The sequence below is a fragment of the Pseudomonas sp. HLMP genome (assembly GCF_046365545.1).
GTDB lineage: Bacteria > Pseudomonadota > Gammaproteobacteria > Pseudomonadales > Pseudomonadaceae > Aquipseudomonas > Aquipseudomonas guariconensis_B.
This window is the reverse complement of the sequence record NZ_JBDLLR010000001.1, coordinates 908,540-931,084: the sequence shown is the minus strand read 5'-3', so window position 1 is coordinate 931,084 and position 22,545 is coordinate 908,540. Positions and strand designations below refer to the sequence as shown.

The window sequence follows — 22,545 nt, the reverse complement described above, 5'->3', positions numbered from 1 at the left end:
AGGCATGAGCGAAAATCAAACGTACGACTCCTCCAGCATCAAGGTGCTGAAAGGACTGGATGCCGTGCGCAAACGCCCCGGCATGTACATTGGCGACACCGATGATGGTAGCGGCCTGCACCACATGGTATTCGAGGTGGTCGATAACTCGATCGACGAGGCCCTCGCCGGTCACTGCGACGACATCACTGTCATCATCCACCCGGACGAATCCATCAGTGTTCGCGATAACGGTCGCGGCATTCCGGTCGATGTGCATAAAGAAGAAGGCGTGTCGGCTGCCGAAGTGATCATGACCGTCTTGCACGCAGGCGGTAAATTCGATGACAACTCCTACAAGGTTTCTGGCGGCCTGCACGGCGTAGGTGTTTCCGTGGTGAACGCCCTCTCCGAGAAGCTGGTACTGACCGTACGCCGCAGCGGCAAGATCTGGGAACAAACCTACGTCCATGGTGTTCCACAGGCGCCAATGGAGGTCGTTGGTGAAAGCGAAACCACCGGCACCCACATTCATTTCAAGCCGTCGGCAGAAACCTTCAAGAACATCCACTTCAGCTGGGACATCCTGGCCAAGCGTATCCGTGAGCTGTCGTTCCTCAACTCGGGCGTCGGCATCATGCTCAAGGACGAGCGCACCGGCAAGGAAGAGTTCTTCAAGTACGAAGGTGGTCTGCGTGCATTCGTCGAATACCTGAACACCAACAAGACCCCGGTGAACTCCCAGGTCTTCCACTTCAGTGTCCAGCGTGACGACGGCGTGGGGGTCGAGGTAGCCCTGCAGTGGAACGACAGCTTCAACGAAAACCTGCTGTGCTTCACCAACAACATTCCACAGCGTGACGGTGGTACCCACTTGGTGGGCTTCCGCTCGGCGCTGACCCGCAACCTGAACAACTACATCGAACAGGAAGGTCTGGCCAAGAAGAACAAGGTCTCGACCACCGGTGACGATGCGCGTGAAGGCCTGACCGCAATCATCTCGGTCAAGGTGCCGGATCCCAAGTTCAGCTCGCAGACCAAGGACAAGCTGGTTTCCTCGGAGGTGAAGACCGCCGTGGAACAGGAGATGAACAAGTACTTCGCCGACTTCCTGTTGGAGAACCCCAACGAGGCCAAGGCCGTCGTCGGCAAGATGATCGATGCTGCCCGTGCCCGTGAAGCAGCACGCAAGGCTCGTGAAATGACCCGCCGCAAAGGCGCCTTGGATATCGCGGGCCTGCCAGGCAAGCTCGCCGACTGCCAGGAGAAGGACCCTGCCCTTTCCGAACTGTACTTGGTGGAGGGTGACTCCGCGGGTGGCTCGGCCAAGCAAGGCCGCAACCGTCGTACCCAGGCGATCCTGCCGCTCAAAGGCAAGATCCTCAACGTCGAGAAAGCACGTTTCGACAAGATGATCTCGTCCCAAGAGGTCGGCACCCTGATCACCGCCCTGGGCTGTGGCATTGGCCGCGAAGAGTACAACATCGACAAGCTGCGTTATCACAACATCATCATCATGACCGATGCTGACGTTGACGGTTCGCACATCCGTACCTTGCTGCTGACCTTCTTCTTCCGCCAACTGCCCGAGCTGGTCGAGCGTGGCTACATCTACATCGCCCAGCCGCCGCTGTACAAGGTGAAGAAAGGCAAGCAGGAGCAGTACATCAAGGACGACGACGCCATGGAGGAATACATGACGCAGTCGGCCCTGGAAGATGCCAGCCTGCACCTGGACGAGTCGGCGCCACCGGTTTCCGGTGTGCAGCTCGAAGGCCTGGTGAATGAATTCCGTGGTGTGATGAAGACCCTCAAGCGCCTGTCGCGTCTGTACCCGCAGGAGCTGACCGAGCACTTCATCTACCTGCCGGAAGTCACCCTGGAGCAATTGGGCGACCACGCTGTCATGCAGGCCTGGCTGGGCAAGCTCCAGGAGCGCCTGAACAACAGCCAGAAGTCCGGTCTGATCTACCAGGCCAGCCTGCGCGAGGACAAGGAGCGCAACGTCTGGCTGCCGGAAGTGGAAATCACCTCCCACGGCCTGGCCAGCTACGTCACCTTCAACCGCGACTTCTTCGGCAGTAACGACTACCGTTCGGTCGTGAACCTGGGCGCCAAGCTCAGTACCCTGTTGGGCGAAGGTGCCTACGTGCAGCGGGGCGAGCGTCGCAAGGCGGTCAGCGAGTTCAAGGAAGCTCTGGACTGGCTGATGAACGAAACCGCCAAGCGCCACACCATCCAGCGATACAAAGGTCTGGGTGAGATGAACCCGGATCAGCTGTGGGAAACCACCATGGACCCGAACGTCCGTCGCATGCTCAAGGTGACTATCGAAGATGCGATCGCAGCCGATCAGATCTTCAACACCTTGATGGGGGATGCGGTGGAACCACGTCGTGAGTTCATCGAAAGCAATGCGCTGTCGGTGGCTAACCTGGATTTCTGATCAGGTCGGCGAACGAAAAAAGGGGCTGCTTTTGCAGCCCCTTTTTTCGTTCAGATCCCCAACTCTCGCAAGCGTCGATACAGGGTACGTTCACTCATACCCAGATACCGAGCCAGCTCGCTACGCGATCCTTGGAAGCTTTCCAGGGCGTGCGCCAGGTCGCTCAACTCATTGCGGCCACGACGGCGTGGCGCCACCTGCCCTGCCCCTGCACTGGGGCCAATGTCTTCCGGCAAATGCTCAGGACGAATCAGGCCGTCGTCGGCGAACAGGCGCGCCCGTTCGAGTATGTTGCGCAGCTCGCGGATATTGCCCGGGAACGGATGCAAGCTGAGCCGCTCGAGCGCCTTCGGCGTCAGCCGGGGTGGTTGCTTGCCCATGCGTTGCAACAAGCTCTCGGCCAGCAAGGGCAGGTCTTCGACCCGCTCCCGCAGGGCTGGCAGGCGAATGGGGAAACCGCTGATGCGGTAGTAAAGATCTTCGCGGAAGGTCCCGGCCGCGACCATCTCCTTCAGCGGCTTGTGCGTCGCTGACACCAGGCGAAAGTCCGAATGCACCGTGCGCAAGCTGCCAACCGGGCGAAAGCTGCCCGACTCGATCAGGCGCAGCAACTTCACCTGCATGGCCAGCGGCACTTCACCGATTTCGTCGAGGAACAGGGTGCCGCCATGGGCCGCCTCGGCCAGGCCGATCTTGCGCTGGGTCGCGCCGGTGAATGCGCCCTTCTCGTAGCCGAACAGCTCGCTCTCGAACAGCGACTCGGTAAGCCCCGTGCAATCGACCACCACCAGCGGCCCGTTGGCCCGAGGACTGCCCAGGTGCAGGGCGCGGGCGAACAGTTCCTTGCCGGTACCGGACTCGCCCTGCAGCAGCACCGGGATCTGCGCCGGCGCTGCCCGCTGCAGGCTGGCAAGGGCCGTCTTGAAGGCAGGGGCGCGCCCGACCAGGCCTTGCTGTTGGGGTTGTGCGGAGGCCAGGGTGACGCTGGTCAGGCGTTCGACGAAGGCCACCACCCTGCCCTGCTCATCGAGGATCGGTCGCAATTCCACGTCCACGTGCTCGGGCCCACGGGGGGTGTGGTGGATGTGCAGGACGCGCTCCGGCACCTTGCTGTCCAAGGCCTTGCGCAGGGGGCAATGCTCACCGGCCTGGTCGCACGGCACGGCATAGTGGTGGGAGACACGGTGGCACTTTTCACCCAACGGTGCCTGGTCGTCCGTGCCGAACTGCCGGCGGTAGGCGGCGTTGGCGGCGAGGATGTTGTAGTCGGTGTCGAGGATGATGCTTGGGTGCACATCGTGTTCCAGGTAGGACACCAGGGCGAGGATGGCGGGATGGTCGGGATACACGGAAAGCGCGGACATGAAGGTGGCCGATGGGAAGTACCCGGCGAGGGTAGCAGGGACTGCCAAACACTGCCATTGGCTGTCAGTCGACTGCCAGAAGGGACTGCCAGAGCTGGTATGGAATGCTTGGGCTGGGTGAGCCGAATCCTCGGTGCACGCCTTTTCGCGGGCAAGGCCGCCCCTACAGGATGCCCTGTTCCAGGGGCCTGCACCTGACCCTGTGGGAGCGGGCTTGCCCGCGAAAAGGACGGCGCAGATGCCCAATTATTGCTGGCATGCATCTTGATAAACCCCGGGACACTGCCTACGCCTCTATGAAGGCACGGTGGATAAACCCTGGAGAGCGCAATGATCATCGGCAGCAACCTTCATGTGGAAGCCTTGTTCGACGAGGTGACCTCGACCATCAGTTACCTGGTGATGGACGGCGAGACGCGCCACTGCGCGCTGATCGACAGCGTGTTGGACTACGACCCCAAGTCCGGGCGCACCTGCAGCGAGTCGGCGGACAGGTTGATCGCTCGGGTCGAGGCGCTGGGGGCCAAGGTCCAGTGGATCCTGGAGACTCATGTACACGCCGATCACCTGTCGGCCGCGGCCTACCTCAAGGACAAGCTCGGCGGCCATGTGGCCATCGGTGCGCGGATCACCCAGGTGCAGAAGACCTTCGGCGCGCTGTTCAACGCCGAGCCGGGCTTTGCCCGTGATGGCAGCCAGTTCGACGTGCTGCTCGAAGACGAGGAAGTCTTCCTGATCGGTAACCTGCGTGCCCGTGCCTTGCATACGCCCGGCCATACCCCGGCCTGCATGAGCTACGTGGTCGAGGATGGCGGCGAGATCGCTGTGTTCGTCGGCGACACCCTGTTCATGCCTGACTACGGCACAGCCCGCTGCGACTTCCCGGGGGCCGATGCGCGCACCCTGTACCGCTCGATCCGGCGCCTGCTGGCGTTCCCCGACCAGACCCGCCTGTTCATGTGCCACGACTACCTGCCCGGTGGGCGTGAGCTGCGCTACGTCACCACCGTGGCCGAGCAGCGCGCCAGCAATATCCACATTCACGAAGGCGTCAGCGAGGACAGCTTCGTGACCATGCGCGAAGCCCGCGATGCCACCCTCGACATGCCTGTGCTGATCCTGCCGTCGGTGCAGGTCAACATGCGCAGCGGCCAGTTGCCCGAGCCCGAAGACAACGGCGTGCGCTATCTGAAGATCCCGCTGAATGTGCTCTGAGCACCTTGGCCCTATAACGACTATTTCAAGGAAACACCGCCATGCCTGCCTTGCAGTCCCCTGCCGATGCCTCATGCACCGACCACCACAAGGTGGTCATCGTCGGTGCCGGTGCCGCCGGTATCGCCACCGCCTCCAGCCTGGTCAGCCGTGACCCGTCCCTCGATATCGCGCTGATCGACCCGGCCGACGTTCATTACTACCAGCCTGGCTGGACCATGGTCGGTGCCGGTGTGTTCCAGGCCCCGGCCACCGCCCGTACCATGGCCTCGACCATGCCGCGGGGCGTACGCTGGATCAAGGCGAGGGTCGCAGGTTTCGACCCCCACGGACAAACGGTCCGCCTCGAAGATGGTCGCGCCGTCAGCTACGAACAGCTGGTGGTGTGCCCCGGCCTCAAGCTCGATTGGAACGCCATCGAGGGCTTGAACGAAACCCTGGGCCGCAACGGCGTCACGTCCAACTACCGATACGATCTGGCGCCTTACACCTGGCAGTTGGTGAGCAACCTCAAGCAAGGCCGAGCCCTGTTCACCCAGCCGCCGATGCCGATCAAGTGCGCGGGTGCGCCACAGAAGGCCCTGTACCTGTCTTGCGACCATTGGTTGCGCCAAGGCCACCTGGGCGCGGTCAAGGCGAGTTTCTTCAATGCCGGCACCGTGCTGTTCGGCGTGGCCGACTATGTGCCGGCCCTGATGGCCTACATCGACAAGTACGGCGTCGACCTCAACTACGCCCATCGCCTGGTGGCCGTGGACGGGCCCGGCAAGCGCGCCACGTTCGTGCGTACCCTGCCCGACGGCAGCACGCAAACCCACGTCGAGGCCTTCGACATGCTCCACGTGGTGCCGCCACAGGTGGCACCGGATTTCATCCAGCAAAGTCCGCTGGCCGATGCCGCGGGCTGGGTCGATGTCGATCCGCACAGCCTGCGCCATCGTCGGTTCGCCAATATCCACGCCCTGGGGGACGTGACCAACACCAGCAATGCCAAGACCGCCGCCGCAGCGCGCAAACAGGCACCGGTCGTGGCCAACAATGTCCTGGTCGCCCTGGGCCGTCTGCCGACCTTGGCCCAGTACGATGGCTATGGCTCCTGCCCATTGACCGTCGAGCGCGGCAAGATCGTCCTGGCCGAATTCACCTATGGCGGCAAGGTGGCGCCGAGCTTCCCTCGCTGGCTGCTCGATGGGCGCCAGCCGACCCGCCTGGCCTGGCTGCTCAAGGCGCGAGTACTGCCGCCATTGTACTGGCAGGCCATGCTCAAGGGCCGGGAGTGGCTGGCGCGGCCGCAACCCATGAAGGCCGAGGCTGTGCAGTGATCGAACATCAATTCCTCGGGGCAGGCCTGGGGGCGATCATTGGCGCGGTGCTGGCGCTGACCGGTGCCGGTGGCGGCATCCTGGCGGTGCCCTTGCTGGTGTTCGGCCTGGGCCTGAGCATGGTCGAGGCAGCGCCCATCGGCTTGCTGGCGGTGGGCCTGGCGGCGGCGGTCGGCGCCGGGTTGGGCCTGCGCCAGGGCCTGGTGCGCTACCGGGCGGCGCTGTTCATTGCCGCCATTGGCATCGTCACGGCACCGTTCGGGCTGATGCTGGCGCATCGTTTGCCCAATACGCCCCTGGCCCTGGTGTTCGCCGCAGTGCTGGTGTACGCCTGTCTGCGCATCTGGCGCAAGGCCAGGCGCCAGATGCGTGGCGATTCGCCCTGTGGCGAGCGGCAGATCATGCCCTGCGTGCTCAACCCACAGCAGGGACGGCTGCGCTGGACCCTGCCCTGCGCACGCGCCCTGGCCTTCACGGGTGTGCTCTCGGGCTTGCTGTCCGGCCTGCTCGGCGTGGGGGGCGGCTTCGTCATCATCCCAGCGTTGAACCGCTACACCAACCTGGACATGAAGAGCATCGTCGCCACCTCGCTGGCGGTGATCGCCCTGGTGTCTGCCGGTAGCGTGGCCAGTGCCAGCCTGGCAGGCGTGGTGCACTGGCGGCTGGGTGCCCCGTTCGCCGTCGGTGCGGTGCTCGGCCTGCTGCTGGCGCGGCCGCTGGCGGCGAAACTGGCCGGGCCGCGGCTGCAGCAACTGTTCGCCTTGGCAGGGATCGGTGCCGCCGTGTTGCTGGCCGGCAAGGCGCTACTCGGCTAGCAGCTCGGCCTGCTCCGCCGCGCACAGGGCCAGCAGGTAGTCCCAGACCACCCGCAGGCGAACCGACTTGTGCAGCTCGCGGCGGGTGCAGATCCAGTAGCTGCGCTGGATGGTTTCGCTAGGCAGCACCCGCACCAAGGTGGGGTCGTGCCGGGCCATGTAGTTGGGCAGCACGGCGATGCCCAGGCCTGCGCGGGCGGCATGCTGCTGGGCGATCACGCTGGTGCTGCGAAACGCTACGTTGGGGGCCCGGCAAAAACTGTTGAGAAACAGCAGCTCCTGGCTGAACAGCAGGTCGTCGACGTAGCCGATCCAGCTGTGCCGGGCCAGGTCCTCGCGGTTGCGCAGGGGCGGAGCGTGGTCGAGGTATTCCTGGCTGGCGTAAAGGGCCAGGCGGTAGTCGGTGAGCTTGCGGGTGATGAGCAAATCGGCGCTGGGCCGTTCCAGGTGGATGCTGATTTCCGCCTCGCGGTTGAGGATGCTGACGAAGCGCGGCACCGCCACCAACTCCACCTCGAGCCCCGGGTAGCGCTCGAACAGCGCGCTCATGCGTGGGGTGAAGAACATGATGCCGATGCCTTCGGTGACCCCCAGGCGGATCTTGCCCAGGGGCGTGATGGCCTGGGTGATTTCCTCCTGAGCCAGCAAGGCGACGTTCTCCATCGCCTCGGCATGCTTGAGCAAGGCCTGGCCGGACGGGGTGAGTTCATAGCCCTGGGCGTGCTGGACGAACAGGGCGGTACCCAGGCTCTTCTCGATGCTCTCGATGTGCCGGGCCACGGTGCTGTGGGTGGTGTTGAGGCGTTTGGCGGCAGTGAGCAGGCGGCCACTGCGCTGTAACTCGAGGAAAAACCGCAGATCATTCCAGTCGAACATGCTTGTCCCTGTGCATTTCGGACGGTGCGGCTTCGTTTTGCAGGAGCGGCGCCGTGGCTGTGAGCGCTGTGCTAAAACGCACAGCGGCTGCGCGAAATCTCGTGTTTCCCCGGCGAAATTAATCAATAAGATGGTCCGGGACAAGAATAAAAATCAGGCGCGAGGTTGCACATGCCATCAGCCGATTCTGTCTTCGACTACGTGGTCGTAGGCGCTGGCCCTGCCGGTTGCCTGTTGGCCAACCGCTTGTCCGCCGACCCTGCCTGCCGCGTGCTGCTGCTCGAGGCCGGTGGCCGCGACACCTATCCCTGGATCCACATTCCCGTCGGTTACCTCTACTGCATCGGCAACCCGCGCACCGACTGGTGCTTCAAGACCGAGGCGCAGCCCGGCCTGGGCGGTCGCAGCCTGGGGTATCCACGGGGCAAGGTGCTGGGAGGCTGCTCGTCGATCAACGGCATGATCTACATGCGCGGCCAGGCTGCCGACTATGATCGCTGGGCCGAGCAAGGCAACGAGGGCTGGGCCTGGAAGGACGTGCTGCCGCTGTTCAAGGCCAGCGAGCACCACTTCGCCGGCGCCAGCGACAGCCACGGTGCCGAGGGTGAATGGCGGGTCGAACAGCAGCGCTACAGCTGGCCGATCCTCGATGCCTTCCGCGATGCCGCCGAACAGAGCGGCATTGCCAAGGTGCCCGACTTCAATACCGGCGACAACGCTGGCTGCAGTTACTTCCAGGTCAACCAGCGCAGCGGCGTGCGCTGGAACTCCGCCAAGGCCTTCCTGCGGCCGGTGCAACGGCGCCCCAACCTCACCGTGCTGACCGACGTGCAGGTCGACCAGGTGCTGCTGGACAACACCCGCGCCACGGCGGTCAAGGCGCGCTGGCAAAGCGCCTGGCATGAGTTCAGGGCGCGCCGCGAGATCATCCTCTGCGCGGGCGCCGTCGGTTCCCCCGGGATCCTGCAACGTTCCGGCATCGGCCCGCGCAAGCTGCTCGAAGGCCTCGGCATCGGTGTGCGCCACGAGCTGGCCGGTGTCGGCGGAAACCTGCAGGACCACCTGCAATTGCGCCTGATCTACGAGGTGCGCAATACCCGCACCCTCAACCAGATGGCTAACAGCTTGTGGGGCAAGCTGGGCATGGGCCTGCGCTACCTCTACGATCGCAGCGGCCCGTTGGCCATGGCGCCGAGCCAGCTGGGCGCGTTCGTGCGCTCCGGGCCCGAGCAGGCCACCCCCAACCTGCAATACCACGTGCAGCCGCTGTCGTTGGAGCGCTTCGGCGAACCCTTGCACCGTTTCCCGGCGTTCACCGCCTCGGTATGCAACCTGCGCCCGGCCAGCCGGGGCCGTATCGACATCCGTTCGGCAGACATGAACGCCGCGCCGCTGATCGATCCCAACTACCTGAGCGACCCGTACGACCTGCGCGTGGCCGCCGAGGCCATCCGTATCACCCGGCGCATCGTCCAGGCCCCTGCCCTGGCCGCCTTCGAGCCTCGCGAGTACCTGCCCGGCCCGGCCCTGCACACCGAAGAACAACTGCACGAAGCCGCTGGCCGGATCGGCACCACCATCTTCCACCCGGTCGGTACCTGCCGCATGGGCAATGGCCCGCTGGACGTCGTCGACAGCCAGCTGCGCGTTCATGGCGTCCCTGGCCTGCGGGTGGCCGACGCCTCGATCATGCCGCAGATCGTCTCCGGCAATACCTGTTCACCCACATTGATGATCGCCGAGAAGGCGGCGCAACTGATCCTCAAGGGGGCTGCTACCCAGATCAACTTCAACGACGCAAACGCGATACCGACGCCCTGACCCGGGTGCGTGCAACACCGGCGGCTTGCGGTCAGAGGCCGCTGACAGTGGACAACAAGAATAATCACTGTGGCCTGCGGGCCGAGGACAGCAACGATGTCGGATTACATCCAAGAGCAAGGCGCGGCGGCGACCAGCGACAGCCGACGCGAGGAACGCAAGATCATTTTCGCGTCATCCCTCGGGACGGTGTTCGAGTGGTATGACTTTTTTCTCTACGGTGCGCTGGCCGCGGTGATCAGCAAGCAGTTCTTCGCCGGCGTCAACGACACCACCGCCTTCATCTTCGCCCTCATGGCCTTCGCTGCCGGCTTCCTGGTGCGGCCCTTCGGCGCCTTGGTGTTCGGCCGCCTGGGCGACATGATCGGGCGCAAGTACACCTTCCTGGTGACCATCGTGCTGATGGGCCTGTCGACCTTCGCCGTCGGCCTGCTGCCCACCTACGCCAGCATCGGCATCGCCGCACCGATCATCCTGGTGGTGCTGCGCATGCTCCAGGGCCTGGCCCTGGGCGGTGAATACGGTGGCGCGGCGACCTACGTGGCCGAACATGCGCCGCCCGGCAAGCGCGGTTTCCATACCGGGTTCATCCAGTCCACCGCCACCCTCGGCCTGCTGCTGTCGCTGGTCGTGGTGCTGGGCAGCCGTTATATCAGCGGCGACCAGTTCGAAACCTGGGGCTGGCGGCTGCCGTTCCTGCTGTCGATCGTGCTGCTGGGGATTTCCACCTGGATCCGCATGAGCATGCACGAGTCCCCAGCCTTCGTGAAAATGAAAGCCCAGGGCAAGGTGAGCAAGTCGCCGATCCGTGAGTCGTTCACCTCCTGGCCGAACCTCAAGGTGGTGCTGACCGCGCTGTTCAGCATCAACGCCGGCCAGGCCGTGACCTTCTACACGGCACAGTTCTACGTGCTGTTCTTCATGACCCAGATGCTCAAGATGGACCCGGCCCAGGCCAACACGCTGCTGATCATCAGCGTGGTGATCGGGGCACCGTTCTTCGTGTTCTTCGGCTGGTTGTCGGACCGGGTCGGGCGCAAGCCGATCCTGATGCTTGGCCTGCTCCTGGCCACGCTGGCCTACTTCCCACTGTTCAAGGGCCTGAGCTATTACGCCAACCCGCAGATCGATGCCGCCAGCCGCCAGGCCCCCATCGTCGTCACGGCCGATCCGCAGGGCTGCACCTTCCAGTTCGACCCGGTCGGCAAGGCGCGCTTCGACAGCCCTTGCGACAAGGTCAAGACCTTCCTGGTCAAGCAGGGCCTGCCCTACAGCTCGGTGGATGCCACCGGGTCCGACGTGGTGGTGAGCATCGGCGACAAGACCATCACCGGCTTCGACGAGGCAGCCATGCGCGCGGCCATCGACCTGGCTGGCTACCCGGCCACGGCGGATCCGGAACAGGTCAACCAGGTGATGGTGGTGGTGCTGATCGTGGCCATGATCCTCATTGCCACCATGACCTACGGGCCGTTGGCGGCGGTGATGGTCGAACTGTTCCCGACCCGCATCCGCTACACCTCCATGTCACTGCCCTACCACATCGGCAATGGCTGGTTCGGGGGCTTCCTGCCGACCGTGTCGTTCGCGCTGGTGGTGTATACCGGGGATATCTTCTACGGGCTTTGGTATCCGGTGCTGATCACCGGGGTGAGCCTGGTGGTGGGGATCTTCTGCCTGAAGGAGACTCGGGATGTGGATATCGACAAGGTCTGATGGCCAATAGCGGCCCCTAAAAAAACCGGCTGTAAAAGCCGGTTTTCTTATGCCTGCGAAAAAACTTATGCACGATTTCCAGAAAAATGACGCTCGTTGAAATAAGTAATGAATTCAACGAGTTGCATTATTTTCTACACCGCTAATCCAAAAATTGCTCACAAGTTATCCACAGATCGTCAGGCACTCTGCTGCGCCGGATTTTCCGCCACCGGCGGCAGCGAACCCATGGCCCGCTGGGCCGCTTCGTTCCAGGCCTGGGCACGCTCGTTGAGTTCGGCAATCGCCCGTGGGCCGGTACCTACCGGATACATCGGTTCGCCAATCACCACCTCGATGGTACCCGGGCGCTTGCCCCAGCCATCACGTGGCCAGAACTTGCCGGCGTTATGCGCCACTGGCAGCACCGGTAGCCCGGCGTTCACCGCCAGGGCGGTACCGCCGCGGGAGAACTTGCCGACCTGGCCATGGGGCACGCGGGTACCCTCGGGGAAGATCAGCACCCACACGCCCTGCTTGAGCAGTTCGTCGCCTTTGCTGGCGACGTGGCGCAAGGCCTCTTTCGGGTTGTTCCGGTCGATGGCGATGGGCCGCAGCATGGCCATGGCCCAGCCGAAGAACGGTACATAGAGCAGCTCGCGCTTGAGCACCTGGCTCAAGGGCTCGAAGTAGGCCGAGAGGAAGAACGTCTCCCAGGTGCTCTGGTGGTTGGAGAGGATCACGCAGGGCTCTTTCGGCACGTTCTCGGCGCCGGTGATCTTGTAGCGGATCCCCAGCACGACCCACGCCAGCCCAACGGCGAAACGGCACCAGTAGACGTTGATGAAGCGGTAGCGTTTACGGAACGGCAAGAAGGGCGCGACAAAGAAGCTCAGGGTGCACCACAGCAACGAACTGGTGCCCAGCAGCAGGTAAAAAAGAAAGACTCTGATCGCCTGCAGGATCGACATAGTGGCATGTACCGCCTTATGAAAAAGTGCGCCAGGCGGCGCACTATCGAGTAAGTTCTCTGGCGATGGCCGCCAAATCATCAAAAACCAGTGTGGCTTGGGGGACGCCTTTTTCCAGCGTCCGTTCACCCTTGCCGGTCTTCACCAGCACCGGTTGTGCACCGACGGCCAGGGCGGCCTCCAGGTCACCTTGGCTGTCGCCGACGAACCAGACGCCGGAGAGGTCGGCCTGGTAGTGCTCGGCGATCGCCCGCAGCATGCCGGGCTTGGGCTTGCGGCAATCGCAGCCATCATCCGGCCCGTGCGGGCAATGCACGATGTAGCCCACCTCGCCGCCCTGCTCGGCCACCAGCGCGCGCAGGCGCGCATGCATGGCCTCGAGGGTTTCCAGCGGGTAGTAGCCGCGGGCAATGCCGGACTGGTTGGTGGCCACGGCCACCGTCCAGCCCGCCTTGCTCAACTGCGCGATGGCCTCGATCGAGCCGGGGATGGGGATCCACTCCTCCAGCGACTTGATGTAGGCGTCGGAGTCGAAGTTGATCACTCCGTCCCGATCAAGAATCAGCAGCTTCAAGGCCTTACCCCAGCAGCGAGATGTCGGCCACGCCCAGGAACAGGCCGCGCAGGCGGCTGAGCAGGGCATAACGGTTGGCGCGCACCTTGGCGTCCTCGGCGTTGACCATCACCGCCTCGAAGAAGGCGTCGACCGGGTCGCGCAGGGCTGCCAGGCGAGCCAGGGTCTCGCTGTACTGGCGCGCCGCAGCCATGGGCTGCACGGCCTGGTCGGCCTGCTGGATCGCCGAGTACAAGGAGAACTCGTTGGCATTGTCGAAGTACTTCGGCTCGACCTGTTCGGCGATGGCGCCTTCGGCCTTGCCCAGCAGGTTCGACACGCGCTTGTTCACCGCTGCCAGGGCCTCGGCCTCCGGCAGCTTGCGGAACGCCTGCACAGCCTGCACACGTTGGTCGAAGTCGAGCGCCGAACCTGGCTTGAGGGCCCGTACCGCGAGGTAGGTGGCGACATCGATGCCTTCGTCCTCGTAACGCGCACGCAGGCGGTCGAAGACGAACTCCAGCACCTGCTCGGAAAGGCCAGCGGCCTTGACCTTGGCGCCGTACTGGGCGACGGCGAAGTCCACGGCTTCGGTCAGGTCCAGGTCCAGCTGCTTCTCGATCAGGATGCGCAGCACGCCCAGGGCGGCACGGCGCAGGGCGTACGGGTCCTTGCTGCCGGTGGGCAGCATGCCGATGCCGAAGATGCCGACCAGGGTGTCGAGCTTGTCGGCCACCGCCACGGCGGCGCCGGTCAGGGTCTGTGGCAGCTCGGCGCCGGCACCGCGCGGCATGTACTGCTCGTTCAGGGCCAGGGCGACGTCTTCCGGCTCGCCATCGTTGAGGGCGTAGTAGTAGCCGGCGATCCCCTGCATTTCAGGGAATTCGCCGACCATCTCGGTGGCCAGGTCGCACTTGGACAGCAAGCCCGCGCGGCCAGCACGCTGGGCATCGCCGCCGATGCGCGGGGCGATGAACGCGGCCAGCTTGGAAACACGCTCGGCCTTGTCGTAGACCGTGCCCAACTGGGCCTGGAACACCACGTTCTTCAGGCGCTCGTTGAAGGTTTCCAGCGGCTGCTTCTTGTCTTGCTTGAAGAAGAACTCGGCGTCGGTCAGGCGCGGACGCACGACCTTCTCGTTGCCCAGCACGATCTGCTTCGGATCGTGGCTCTCGACGTTGGCCACGGTGATGAAGCGCGGCAGCAGCTTGCCTTCGCTGTCCAGCAGGCAGAAGTACTTCTGGTTGTCCTGCATGGTGGTGATCAGCGCTTCCTGCGGCACCTCGAGGAAACGCTCCTCGAACGAGCAGACCAGCGGCACCGGCCACTCGACCAGGGCGGTCACTTCGTCCAGCAGCGCCGGCGGCACGATGGCGCTGCCTTCCTGCTGCAGGGCCAGCTCGGCGACACGCTTGGCGATCAGTTCGCGGCGCTCGGCGAAATCGGCCAGCACGTAGGCCTTGCGCAGGTCCTCGACGTAGTTGGCCGGGGTGGTGATGACCACATTCTGCGGGTGGTGGAAACGGTGGCCACGGGACTCGCGACCGGCCTGCTGGGCGAGGAGGGTGCAGTCGACCACCTGGTCACCGAGCAGCATCACCAGCCACTGGGTCGGGCGCACGAACTCTTCGCGGCTGGCGCCCCAGCGCATGCGCTTGGGGATCGGCAGGTCGTTGAGCGAATCCTCGACGATGGTCGGCAACAAGCTGGTGGTCGGCTTGCCCGGGATGTGCTGGGAGAAGCGCAGCTTGGCGCCGCTCTGGTCGATCTCGGCGAGGTCGACGCCGCACTTCTTGGCGAAGCCCAGGGCGGCCTGGGTCGGGTTGCCCTCGGCGTCGAAGGCGGCCTGGCGGGGCGGGCCGTCGATATTGATGCTGCGGTCAGGCTGCTGCACGTCCAGTTGGCGGATCAGCACGGCCAGGCGACGCGGGGCGGCATAGACCTGCTTGCCGGTGTAGTTCAGGCCAGCGGCCTGCAGGCCTTTCTCGATACCGGCCAGGAAGGCGTCGCCCAGGCTGGCGAGGGCCTTGGGTGGCAGCTCTTCGGTGCCCAGTTCGACCAGAAAATCTTGAGCACTCATTGTGCAGCCTCCAGCTTAGCCAACACTTCGTCACGCAGTTCAGGGGTGGCCATCGGGAAGCCCAGGCGCGCACGGGCTTGCAGATAGCTTTGCGCCACGTCCCGGGCCAGGGTACGCACGCGCAGGATGTAGCGCTGACGCTCGGTCACCGAGATGGCGCGGCGGGCGTCGAGCAGGTTGAAGGTATGGGAAGCCTTCAGGACCATTTCGTAGGTCGGCAGCGGCAGTTCCAGCTTGATCAGGCGGTTGGCTTCGCTTTCGTAGAAGTCGAACAGTTCGAACAGCTTGTCGACGTTGGCGTGCTCGAAGTTGTAGGTCGACTGCTCCACCTCGTTCTGGTGGAACACATCGCCATAGGTGACCTTGCCGAACGGGCCATCGGCCCAGACCAGGTCGTACACCGAGTCGACGCCCTGGATGTACATGGCCAGGCGCTCCAGGCCATAGGTGATCTCACCGGTGACCGGGTAGCACTCGATGCCGCCGACCTGCTGGAAGTAGGTGAACTGGGTGACTTCCATGCCGTTGAGCCAGATTTCCCAACCCAGGCCCCAGGCACCGAGGGTCGGCGATTCCCAGTTGTCTTCGACGAAGCGGATGTCGTGGACCAGCGGATCCAGGCCGATCGCCTTCAGCGAGCCCAGGTACAGCTCCTGGAAGTTGGCCGGGTTCGGCTTGAGCACCACCTGGAACTGGTAGTAGTGCTGCAGGCGGTTGGGGTTTTCGCCATACCGCCCGTCGCCTGGACGACGGCTGGGCTGCACATAGGCGGCGTTCCAGGTTTCCGGGCCGACGGCGCGCAGGAAGGTAGCGGTATGGAATGTGCCGGCGCCTACTTCCATATCGTAGGGCTGAAGCACCACACAACCTTGCTCCGCCCAGTACTGCTGCAGGGCGAGGATCAGGTCTTGGAAGGTACGCACGGCTGGCGTAGGCTGGCTCACGAAATTCACCTGTATCTGGGGATGCGGATGTAAAGAGCGGGAGTATAACCTGATTCGCCTCGCCCTCTACTCATTGGAGCCTTATGCCACGCTGCTTTTGGTGTACCGACGATCCGTTGTACCAGGCCTATCACGACCAGGAGTGGGGAACGCCGCAGCGTGACCCGGCGTTGCTCTTCGAGATGCTTTTGCTCGAAGGGTTCCAGGCCGGGCTCTCCTGGATCACCGTATTGAAGAAGCGCGAGCGCTACCGGCAAGTGCTGCACGGCTTCGACCCGGTGCAGCTTGCGCAGATGAGCGACGAACGGATCGACGCACTGATGCTCGACCCCGGCATCATCCGCAACCGCCTCAAGCTCAACGCCGCCCGGCGCAATGCCCGGGCCTGGCTGGCTGTGGATAACCCTGGCGAATGGCTGTGGTCGTTCGTCGGCGGTGTGCCGAAGGTCAACCATTTCAAGGACCGTAGCGAAGTGCCGGCGGTCACCGACGAGGCCAGGGCCATGAGCAAGGCCCTGCAGAAAGCCGGTTTCACCTTTGTCGGCCCGACCATCTGCTACGCCTTCATGCAGGCCACCGGCATGGTCATGGACCACACCACCGACTGCGATCGCTACGCCGCCCTGCTGCGCTGAAAGGTTACAATGCGCGCCTTGCAGAAATAAGGAATCGGCCTGTGGAAAAATTCAAGGGCGCCCTGATGGTCGGGGTGCTGCGACTGTTCGCCAAGCTGCCCTGGAGCGCGGTACAGCGCGTCGGCGCGGGTATCGGCTGGCTCATGTGGAAGGTCCCCAACGGCTCGCGCAACGTGGTGCGCATCAACCTGGCCAAGTGCTTCCCGGAGATGGACCCGGCCGAACGCGAGAAGCTCGTCGGCCGTGCGCTGATGGACATCGGCAAGTCCTTCGTCGAGAGCGCCTGTGCCTGGATCTGGCCACCGCAGCGTTCGCTGGAGCTGGTCAAGGAGGTGCACGGCCTGGAAGTGCTGGAGCAGGCCCTGGCCTCGGGCAAGGGCGTGGTCGGCATCACCAGCCACCTGGGCAACTGGGAGGTGCTGAACCACTTCTATTGCAGCCAGTGCAAGCCGATCATCTTCTACCGACCGCCCAAGTTGAAGGCGGTGGACGACCTGCTGCGTGAGCAGCGGGTGCAGATGGGCAACCGGGTGGCGCCTTCGACCAAGGAAGGCATCCTCAGCGTGATCAAGGAAGTGCGCCGTGGCGGCCAGGTGGGCATTCCCGCCGACCCGGAGCCGGCCGAGTCCGCCGGGGTGTTCGTGCCGTTCCTCGGCACCCAGGCCCTGACCAGCAAGTTCGTGCCGAACATGCTGGCCGGCGGCAAGGCCGTGGGGGTATTCCTGCATGCCCTGCGCCTGCCCGATGGGTCGGGGTTCAAGGTGTTCCTGGAGGCGGCGCCGCAGGAGATGTACAGCGAGGACGTGACGGTGTCGGCGGCGGCCATGAGCAAGGTGGTCGAACGCTATGTGCGCGAGTACCCGAGCCAGTATATGTGGAGCATGAAACGCTTCAAGAAGCGCCCGGCGGGCGAGGCGCGCTGGTACTGAGTGGCGCTGGGCCCGATGCCTGCCATTTGGGGCTGCTTTGCAGCCCATCGCCGGCAAGCCGGCTCCCACAGGGGCCGCGTAAAGCCACTATCAGTTCTCTGCGTGACAGCGCAGCCCAAAGGTTGGGTAATCTCCCACAGCGTCCTCTGCATGCCACATGATTTGCGCGCAGCACTGGCCACCCCTGTGGGAGCCGGCTTGCCGGCGATGGGGCGCGAAGCGGCCCCAAAGGCAACTGAACGTTCTGAAGCGGCACGGCGCCCTGCAAGGTTTTTCAGGGCTTCGACGCTTTATCCAGCCTCTTGAGATACACCATCATCTCCCGCTCGGCCTGCTTGTCGCCATGGCCCTGCGCCGCCACGATCCCCTCCTCCCAGGCCTTGCGCGCCGCCGCCAGGTCGCCCTGCAGCTGGTACGCCTTGCCCAGCAGCTTCCATGCCGCCGAATACTTCGGATCATGCTCGACGCAACGCGCCAGGTGCACGGCCGCCTCGGCACCGTTGCCTTCGTCGAGCCAGGCCTTGCCCAGGCCGAATCGCAGCAGGGCGTTGTCCACACCCTTGGCCAGCATCTTCTCCAGTGATTCGCGCATGCTGCTTCCTCCTAGAAGAAACTCAGCCCCACGTGGAACAGCTTCTCCACGTCACGGATATGCTTCTTATCCACAACGAACAGGATCACATGGTCGCCCGCCTCGATCACCGTGTCGTCGTGGGCGATCAGCACTTCCTCGTCGCGGATGATCGCGCCGATGGTGGTGCCTGGCGGCAGGGCGATGTCCTCGATGGCCTTGCCGATCACCTTGCTCGACTTCGAGTCGCCATGGGCCACCGCTTCGATGGCCTCGGCCGCACCACGGCGCAGGGAATGCACGCTGACGATGTCGCCACGGCGCACGTGGGCCAGCAGGGTGCCGATGGTGGCCAACTGCGGGCTGATGGCGATATCGATGTCGCCGCCCTGGACCAGGTCGACATAGGCCGGGTTGTTGATCAGCGTCATCACCTTGCGTGCACCCAGGCGCTTGGCCAGCAGCGAGGACATGATGTTGGCCTCGTCGTCGTTGGTCAGGGCCAGGAACACGTCGGCGTCGGAGATGTTCTCCTCGAGCATCAGGTCCTTGTCCGAGGCGCTGCCCTGCAGGACCACGGTGCTTTCCAGGGTGTCGGAGAGGTGGCGGCAACGCGCCGGGCTCATCTCGATGATCTTCACCTGGTAGCGGCTCTCGATGGCCTCGGCCAGGCGTTCGCCGATCTGCCCGCCACCGGCGATGACCACGCGCTTGTTGGTTTCGTCGATACGGCGCAGCTCGCCCATCACCGCGCGGATGTGGCCCCTGGCGGCGATGAAGAAGACTTCGTCGTCGGCCTCGATCACCGTGTCGCCATGGGGCTTGATCGGCCGGTCGCGGCGGAAGATCGCCGCCACGCGGGTATCGATGCTCGGCATGTGGGCGCGGATCTGGCGCAGTTGCTGGCCCACCAGGGGGCCACCGTAGTAGGCCTTGACCGCCACCAGCTGGGCCTTGCCCTCGGCGAAGTCGATCACCTGCAGGGCACCGGGGTGCTCGATCAGGCGCTTGATGTAGTTGGTCACCACCTGCTCGGGGCTGATCAGCACGTCCACCGGGATGGCTTCGTTGTCGAACAGCTCGGCGCGCGTCAGGTAGGCGGATTCACGCACCCGGGCGATCTTGGTCGGGGTGTGGAACAACGTGTAGGCGACCTGGCAGGCCACCATGTTGGTCTCGTCGCTGTTGGTCACCGCCACCAGCATGTCGGCATCGTCGGCACCGGCCTGGCGCAGCACCGTGGGCAGCGAGCCACGGCCCTGCACGGTGCGGATGTCGAGGCGGTCGCCGAGGTCGCGCAGGCGGTCGCCGTCGGTGTCGACCACGGTGATGTCGTTGGCTTCGCTGGCCAGGTGTTCTGCCAGCGTACCGCCTACCTGCCCTGCGCCGAGGATGATGATCTTCATCGCGAGTCCTGGTCCTTGTGCTTGCTTATCCGCGCGAGGCGGCGATCTTGATCAGCTTGGCATAGTAGAAGCCGTCGTGGCCGCCTTCCTGGGCCAGCAACTGGCGACCATGGGGTTGGCGCAGGCCAGCCTCGGTCGCCAGGTCCAGCTCGCGGGCGCCTGGGGTGCGGGCGAGGAAGGCGTCGATCACGTCGGTGTTTTCCGTCGGCAGGCTCGAGCAGGTCGCATAGAGCAGCATGCCACCGACTTCCAGGGTCGGCCACAGGGCATCGAGCAGCTCGCCTTGCAGGGCGGCCAGGGCCGGAATGTCGTCGGCCTGGCGGGTCAGCTTGATGTCCGGGTGGCGGCGGATCACGCCGGTGGCCGAGCACGGAGCGTCCAGCAGGATGCGCTGGAACGGCTTGCCGTCCCACCAACTGGCTGTGTCGCGGGCATCGCAGGCGATCAGCCGGGCGTCGAGGCCCAGGCGCTCGAGGTTCTCGCGGACCCGCGCCAGGCGCTTCTCTTCCAGGTCGATGGCCACGACCTCGCCCAGGCCGGCCTCGGCTTCGAGCAGGTGGCAGGTCTTGCCACCCGGTGCGCAGCAGGCATCCAGCACGCGCTGCCCGGGTGCCAGCTCCAGCAGGTCGGCGGCCAGTTGCGCGGCTTCATCCTGCACGCTGACCCAGCCTTCGGCGAAACCCGGCAGGCCGCGTACGTCGCAGGCCTCGGCCAGCAGGATACCGTCGCGGCTGTACCGGCAGGGGCTGGCGGCGATACCGGCCTCGGCCAGCAGGGCCAGGTAGGCGTCGCGGCTGTGGTGGCGACGGTTGACCCGCAGGATCATCGGCGGATGGGCATTGTTGGCGGCGCAGATGGCCTCCCACTGCTCGGGCCAGAAGGCCTTGAGCGACTTCTGCAGCCAGCGTGGGTGAGCGGTGCGTACCACTGGGTCGCGCGCCATGCCCGCGAGGATGCCCTCGCCTTCGCGCTGGGCGCGGCGCAGCACGGCATTGAGCAAGCCCTTGGCCCAAGGCTTCTTCAGTTTGTCGGCGCAGCCGACGGTCTCGCCGATGGCGGCGTGGGCCGGGATGCGCGTATAGAACAGCTGGTACAGGCCGACCAGCAGCAACGCCTGCACATCGCTGTCGGCGGCCTTGAAGGGCTTTTGCAGCAACTGCGCGGCCAGCAGCTCCAGGCGTGGTTGCCAGCGGGCGGTGCCGAAGGCCAGGTCCTGGACCAGGCCCCGGTCACGGTCCTCGACCTTGTCCAACTGCGCCGGCAACGAGCTGTTCAGCGAGGCCTTGCCACTGAGCACGGCGGCCAGGGCGCGGGCGGCGGCCAGGCGTGGGTTCATTGGCCGAGTACCTTGTGGCTGGCGAACTTCTCGCGGCGGCTGTTGAACAGGTCGCTAAAGCCCAGGGCCTTGCCGCCGGGCAGTTGCAGGCGGGTCAGGCACAGCGCCTGCTCGCCGCAGGCGACCACCAGGCCATCCTTGCTGGCGCTGAGGATCTCGCCGGGGGTGCCCGTGCCTGTGGACAAGGTCGCGGCCAGGACCTTCACGCTTTCCCCGTCGAGGGTGCTGTGGCACACCGGCCACGGGTTGAAGGCACGGATCAGACGTTCCAGCTCGACAGCTGGGCGGCTCCAGTCGATGCGCGCCTCGTCCTTGTTCAGCTTGTGTGCATAGGTGGCCAGGGCATCGTCCTGCACCTCGCCTTGCAGGCTGCCATCGGCAAGGCCGGCGATGGCCTGCACCACGGCGGGTGGGCCCATCTCGGCGAGGCGGTCGTGCAGGCTGCCGCCGGTGTCCTCGGCGCCGATGGGGGTGACCACCTTGAGCAGCATCGGGCCTGTGTCCAGGCCGGCCTCCATGCGCATCACGGTGACGCCGCTCTCGGCGTCGCCCGCTTCCACGGCGCGCTGGATCGGCGCCGCGCCGCGCCAGCGCGGCAGCAAGGAGGCGTGGCTGTTGATGCAGCCCAGGCGCGGGATATCGAGCACCGCCTGGGGCAGGATCAGGCCATAGGCGACCACCACCATCAGGTCTGGGGCGAGCGCGGCGAGCTCTGCCTGGGCCTCGGCGTTGCGCAGGGTCGGCGGCTGGAACACCGGGATGTCGTGGGCCATGGCCAGTTGCTTGACCGGGCTGGGCATGAGCTTCTGGCCACGCCCGGCCGGGCGGTCCGGCTGAGTGTAGACGGCCACCACGTCATAGGGGCTGTCGAGCAAGGCCTTGAGGTGTTCGGCGGCAAACTCTGGTGTGCCTGCGAAGACGATGCGCATGGAGTTCTCGCTTCAAAAAAGAAAAAGGCTTGCCGTGGCAAGCCTTCTGGAAGGGGTGGATCAGGCTTGCTGGCGGTGCTGCTTTTCCAGCTTCTTCTTGATCCGGTCGCGTTTGAGCTGTGACAGGTAATCGACGAACAGCTTGCCGTTGAGGTGGTCGCACTCATGCTGGATGCACACCGCCAGCAGGCCCTCGGCCTCCAGCTCGTAGGGCTTGCCATCGCGGTCCAGGGCCTTGACCCGGACACGCAGCGGGCGGTCGACGTTCTCGTAGAAGCCAGGCACCGACAGGCAACCTTCCTGGTACTGGCCCATGTCGTGGGTCAGTTCCTCGATCTCGGGGTTGATGAACACGCGCGGCTCGCTGCGGTCCTCGCTCAGGTCCATGACCACCACGCGCTTGTGCACGTTGACCTGGGTGGCGGCCAGGCCGATGCCGGGGGCTTCGTACATGGTTTCAAACATGTCATCGATCAGCTGGCGCAGGGCGTCGTCGACTTCCGTCACCGGTTTGGCGATGGTGCGCAGGCGCGGGTCCGGGAATTCGAGAATGTTCAGAATGGCCATAGGGGTCAGGCAGTCACTGTGCGTTCGGTTGAAAACTGAACATACATAATAAAGGGAAACGGGGAATTCGGCACCTGGCAAAGCTCGGCTA

19 protein-coding genes are annotated in these 22,545 nt (G+C 64.7%); 8 read left to right on the top strand and 11 right to left on the bottom strand.

Going from position 1 to position 22,545, the window contains the following annotated elements:
* Nucleotides 1-4 precede the first annotated feature (4 nt).
* Complete coding sequence (gene gyrB / locus ABFA30_RS04485; protein WP_253080405.1) at nt 5-2,425, top strand: DNA topoisomerase (ATP-hydrolyzing) subunit B; 2,421 nt, start codon at nt 5-7, stop codon at nt 2,423-2,425.
* 50 nt (nt 2,426-2,475) lie between these two features.
* On the opposite strand, the gene ABFA30_RS04480 is transcribed toward gyrB, so the two are convergent.
* Complete coding sequence (locus ABFA30_RS04480; RefSeq protein WP_368815808.1) at nt 2,476-3,789, bottom strand: sigma-54 interaction domain-containing protein; 1,314 nt, start codon at nt 3,787-3,789, stop codon at nt 2,476-2,478.
* 330 nt (nt 3,790-4,119) lie between these two features.
* Here ABFA30_RS04480 and ABFA30_RS04475 point away from each other — a divergent pair, with 330 nt between their 5' ends.
* From ABFA30_RS04475 to ABFA30_RS04465, 3 genes are read left to right on the top strand one after another with little or no spacing between them, the layout of a single operon-like run.
* A complete protein-coding gene (locus ABFA30_RS04475; protein WP_225789924.1) occupies nt 4,120-5,004 on the top strand; it encodes an MBL fold metallo-hydrolase in 885 nt (294 codons plus the stop codon).
* Between the two features lie 41 nt (nt 5,005-5,045).
* Nucleotides 5,046-6,326, top strand: a complete 1,281-nt coding sequence (locus ABFA30_RS04470) for an FAD/NAD(P)-binding oxidoreductase (protein WP_368815809.1) — start codon at nt 5,046-5,048, stop codon at nt 6,324-6,326.
* Nucleotides 6,323-7,141 carry a sulfite exporter TauE/SafE family protein gene (locus ABFA30_RS04465; protein WP_225789926.1) on the top strand — a complete coding sequence of 273 codons (819 nt, stop codon included), beginning with the start codon at nt 6,323-6,325 and terminating at the stop codon, nt 7,139-7,141. The genes ABFA30_RS04470 and ABFA30_RS04465 overlap by 4 nt, the downstream gene beginning before the upstream one ends.
* Here the strand turns inward: ABFA30_RS04465 and ABFA30_RS04460 are convergent.
* Complete coding sequence (locus ABFA30_RS04460) at nt 7,130-8,017, bottom strand: LysR family transcriptional regulator (RefSeq protein WP_225789927.1); 888 nt, start codon at nt 8,015-8,017, stop codon at nt 7,130-7,132. The genes ABFA30_RS04465 and ABFA30_RS04460 overlap by 12 nt on opposite strands.
* 171 nt (nt 8,018-8,188) lie before the next feature.
* On the opposite strand from ABFA30_RS04460, the gene ABFA30_RS04455 reads away from it, so the two are divergent.
* Together ABFA30_RS04455 and ABFA30_RS04450 are read left to right on the top strand one after the other, a co-directional pair.
* Nucleotides 8,189-9,838, top strand: a complete 1,650-nt coding sequence (locus ABFA30_RS04455; RefSeq protein ID WP_410045181.1) for a GMC family oxidoreductase — start codon at nt 8,189-8,191, stop codon at nt 9,836-9,838.
* A gap of 96 nt (nt 9,839-9,934) precedes the next feature.
* On the top strand, nt 9,935-11,554 hold the full coding sequence (locus ABFA30_RS04450; protein ID WP_225789929.1) for an MFS transporter: 1,620 nt from the start codon (nt 9,935-9,937) through the stop codon (nt 11,552-11,554).
* A gap of 179 nt (nt 11,555-11,733) precedes the next feature.
* On the opposite strand, the gene ABFA30_RS04445 is transcribed toward ABFA30_RS04450, so the two are convergent.
* From ABFA30_RS04445 to glyQ, 4 genes are read right to left on the bottom strand one after another with little or no spacing between them, the layout of a single operon-like run.
* Entirely contained in the window at nt 11,734-12,504 is a 771-nt protein-coding gene (locus ABFA30_RS04445) for a lysophospholipid acyltransferase family protein (RefSeq protein WP_225789930.1), read from the bottom strand.
* A gap of 43 nt (nt 12,505-12,547) precedes the next feature.
* Nucleotides 12,548-13,078, bottom strand: coding sequence for a D-glycero-beta-D-manno-heptose 1,7-bisphosphate 7-phosphatase (gene gmhB, locus ABFA30_RS04440; protein WP_225789931.1), 531 nt, complete (start codon nt 13,076-13,078; stop codon nt 12,548-12,550).
* A gap of 4 nt (nt 13,079-13,082) precedes the next feature.
* Nucleotides 13,083-15,137, bottom strand: coding sequence for a glycine--tRNA ligase subunit beta (gene glyS / locus ABFA30_RS04435; RefSeq protein ID WP_225789932.1), 2,055 nt, complete (start codon nt 15,135-15,137; stop codon nt 13,083-13,085).
* The gene (gene glyQ, locus ABFA30_RS04430) at nt 15,134-16,081 is read right to left on the bottom strand and encodes a glycine--tRNA ligase subunit alpha (RefSeq protein WP_225789933.1); all 948 of its coding nucleotides are present in this window, start codon (nt 16,079-16,081) and stop codon (nt 15,134-15,136) included. The genes glyS and glyQ overlap by 4 nt, the downstream gene beginning before the upstream one ends.
* 83 nt (nt 16,082-16,164) lie before the next feature.
* Here glyQ and ABFA30_RS04425 point away from each other — a divergent pair, with 83 nt between their 5' ends.
* Both ABFA30_RS04425 and ABFA30_RS04420 read left to right on the top strand, forming a co-directional pair.
* Nucleotides 16,165-16,716 (top strand): DNA-3-methyladenine glycosylase I, encoded by a 552-nt coding sequence (locus ABFA30_RS04425; RefSeq protein WP_225789934.1) that lies wholly within the window; start codon nt 16,165-16,167, stop codon nt 16,714-16,716.
* A gap of 41 nt (nt 16,717-16,757) precedes the next feature.
* Nucleotides 16,758-17,645: a lysophospholipid acyltransferase gene (locus ABFA30_RS04420; RefSeq protein ID WP_225789935.1), complete on the top strand. Its 888-nt coding sequence runs from the start codon at nt 16,758-16,760 to the stop codon at nt 17,643-17,645.
* A 274-nt stretch (nt 17,646-17,919) separates the two neighbouring features.
* Here ABFA30_RS04420 and ABFA30_RS04415 read toward each other — a convergent pair whose 3' ends face one another.
* From ABFA30_RS04415 to def, 5 genes are read right to left on the bottom strand one after another with little or no spacing between them, the layout of a single operon-like run.
* Nucleotides 17,920-18,237 (bottom strand): tetratricopeptide repeat protein, encoded by a 318-nt coding sequence (locus ABFA30_RS04415; RefSeq protein ID WP_225789936.1) that lies wholly within the window; start codon nt 18,235-18,237, stop codon nt 17,920-17,922.
* An 11-nt stretch (nt 18,238-18,248) separates the two neighbouring features.
* Nucleotides 18,249-19,622, bottom strand: a complete 1,374-nt coding sequence (gene trkA / locus ABFA30_RS04410; protein WP_225789937.1) for a Trk system potassium transporter TrkA — start codon at nt 19,620-19,622, stop codon at nt 18,249-18,251.
* A gap of 25 nt (nt 19,623-19,647) precedes the next feature.
* Complete coding sequence (rsmB, locus tag ABFA30_RS04405; protein ID WP_253091323.1) at nt 19,648-20,958, bottom strand: 16S rRNA (cytosine(967)-C(5))-methyltransferase RsmB; 1,311 nt, start codon at nt 20,956-20,958, stop codon at nt 19,648-19,650.
* Entirely contained in the window at nt 20,955-21,887 is a 933-nt protein-coding gene (fmt, locus tag ABFA30_RS04400) for a methionyl-tRNA formyltransferase (RefSeq protein ID WP_253080747.1), read from the bottom strand. Before fmt ends, rsmB begins: the two co-directional genes overlap by 4 nt.
* A gap of 60 nt (nt 21,888-21,947) precedes the next feature.
* Nucleotides 21,948-22,454, bottom strand: a complete 507-nt coding sequence (gene def, locus ABFA30_RS04395) for a peptide deformylase (RefSeq protein WP_225789940.1) — start codon at nt 22,452-22,454, stop codon at nt 21,948-21,950.
* Between the last annotated feature and the right edge of the window lie 91 nt (nt 22,455-22,545).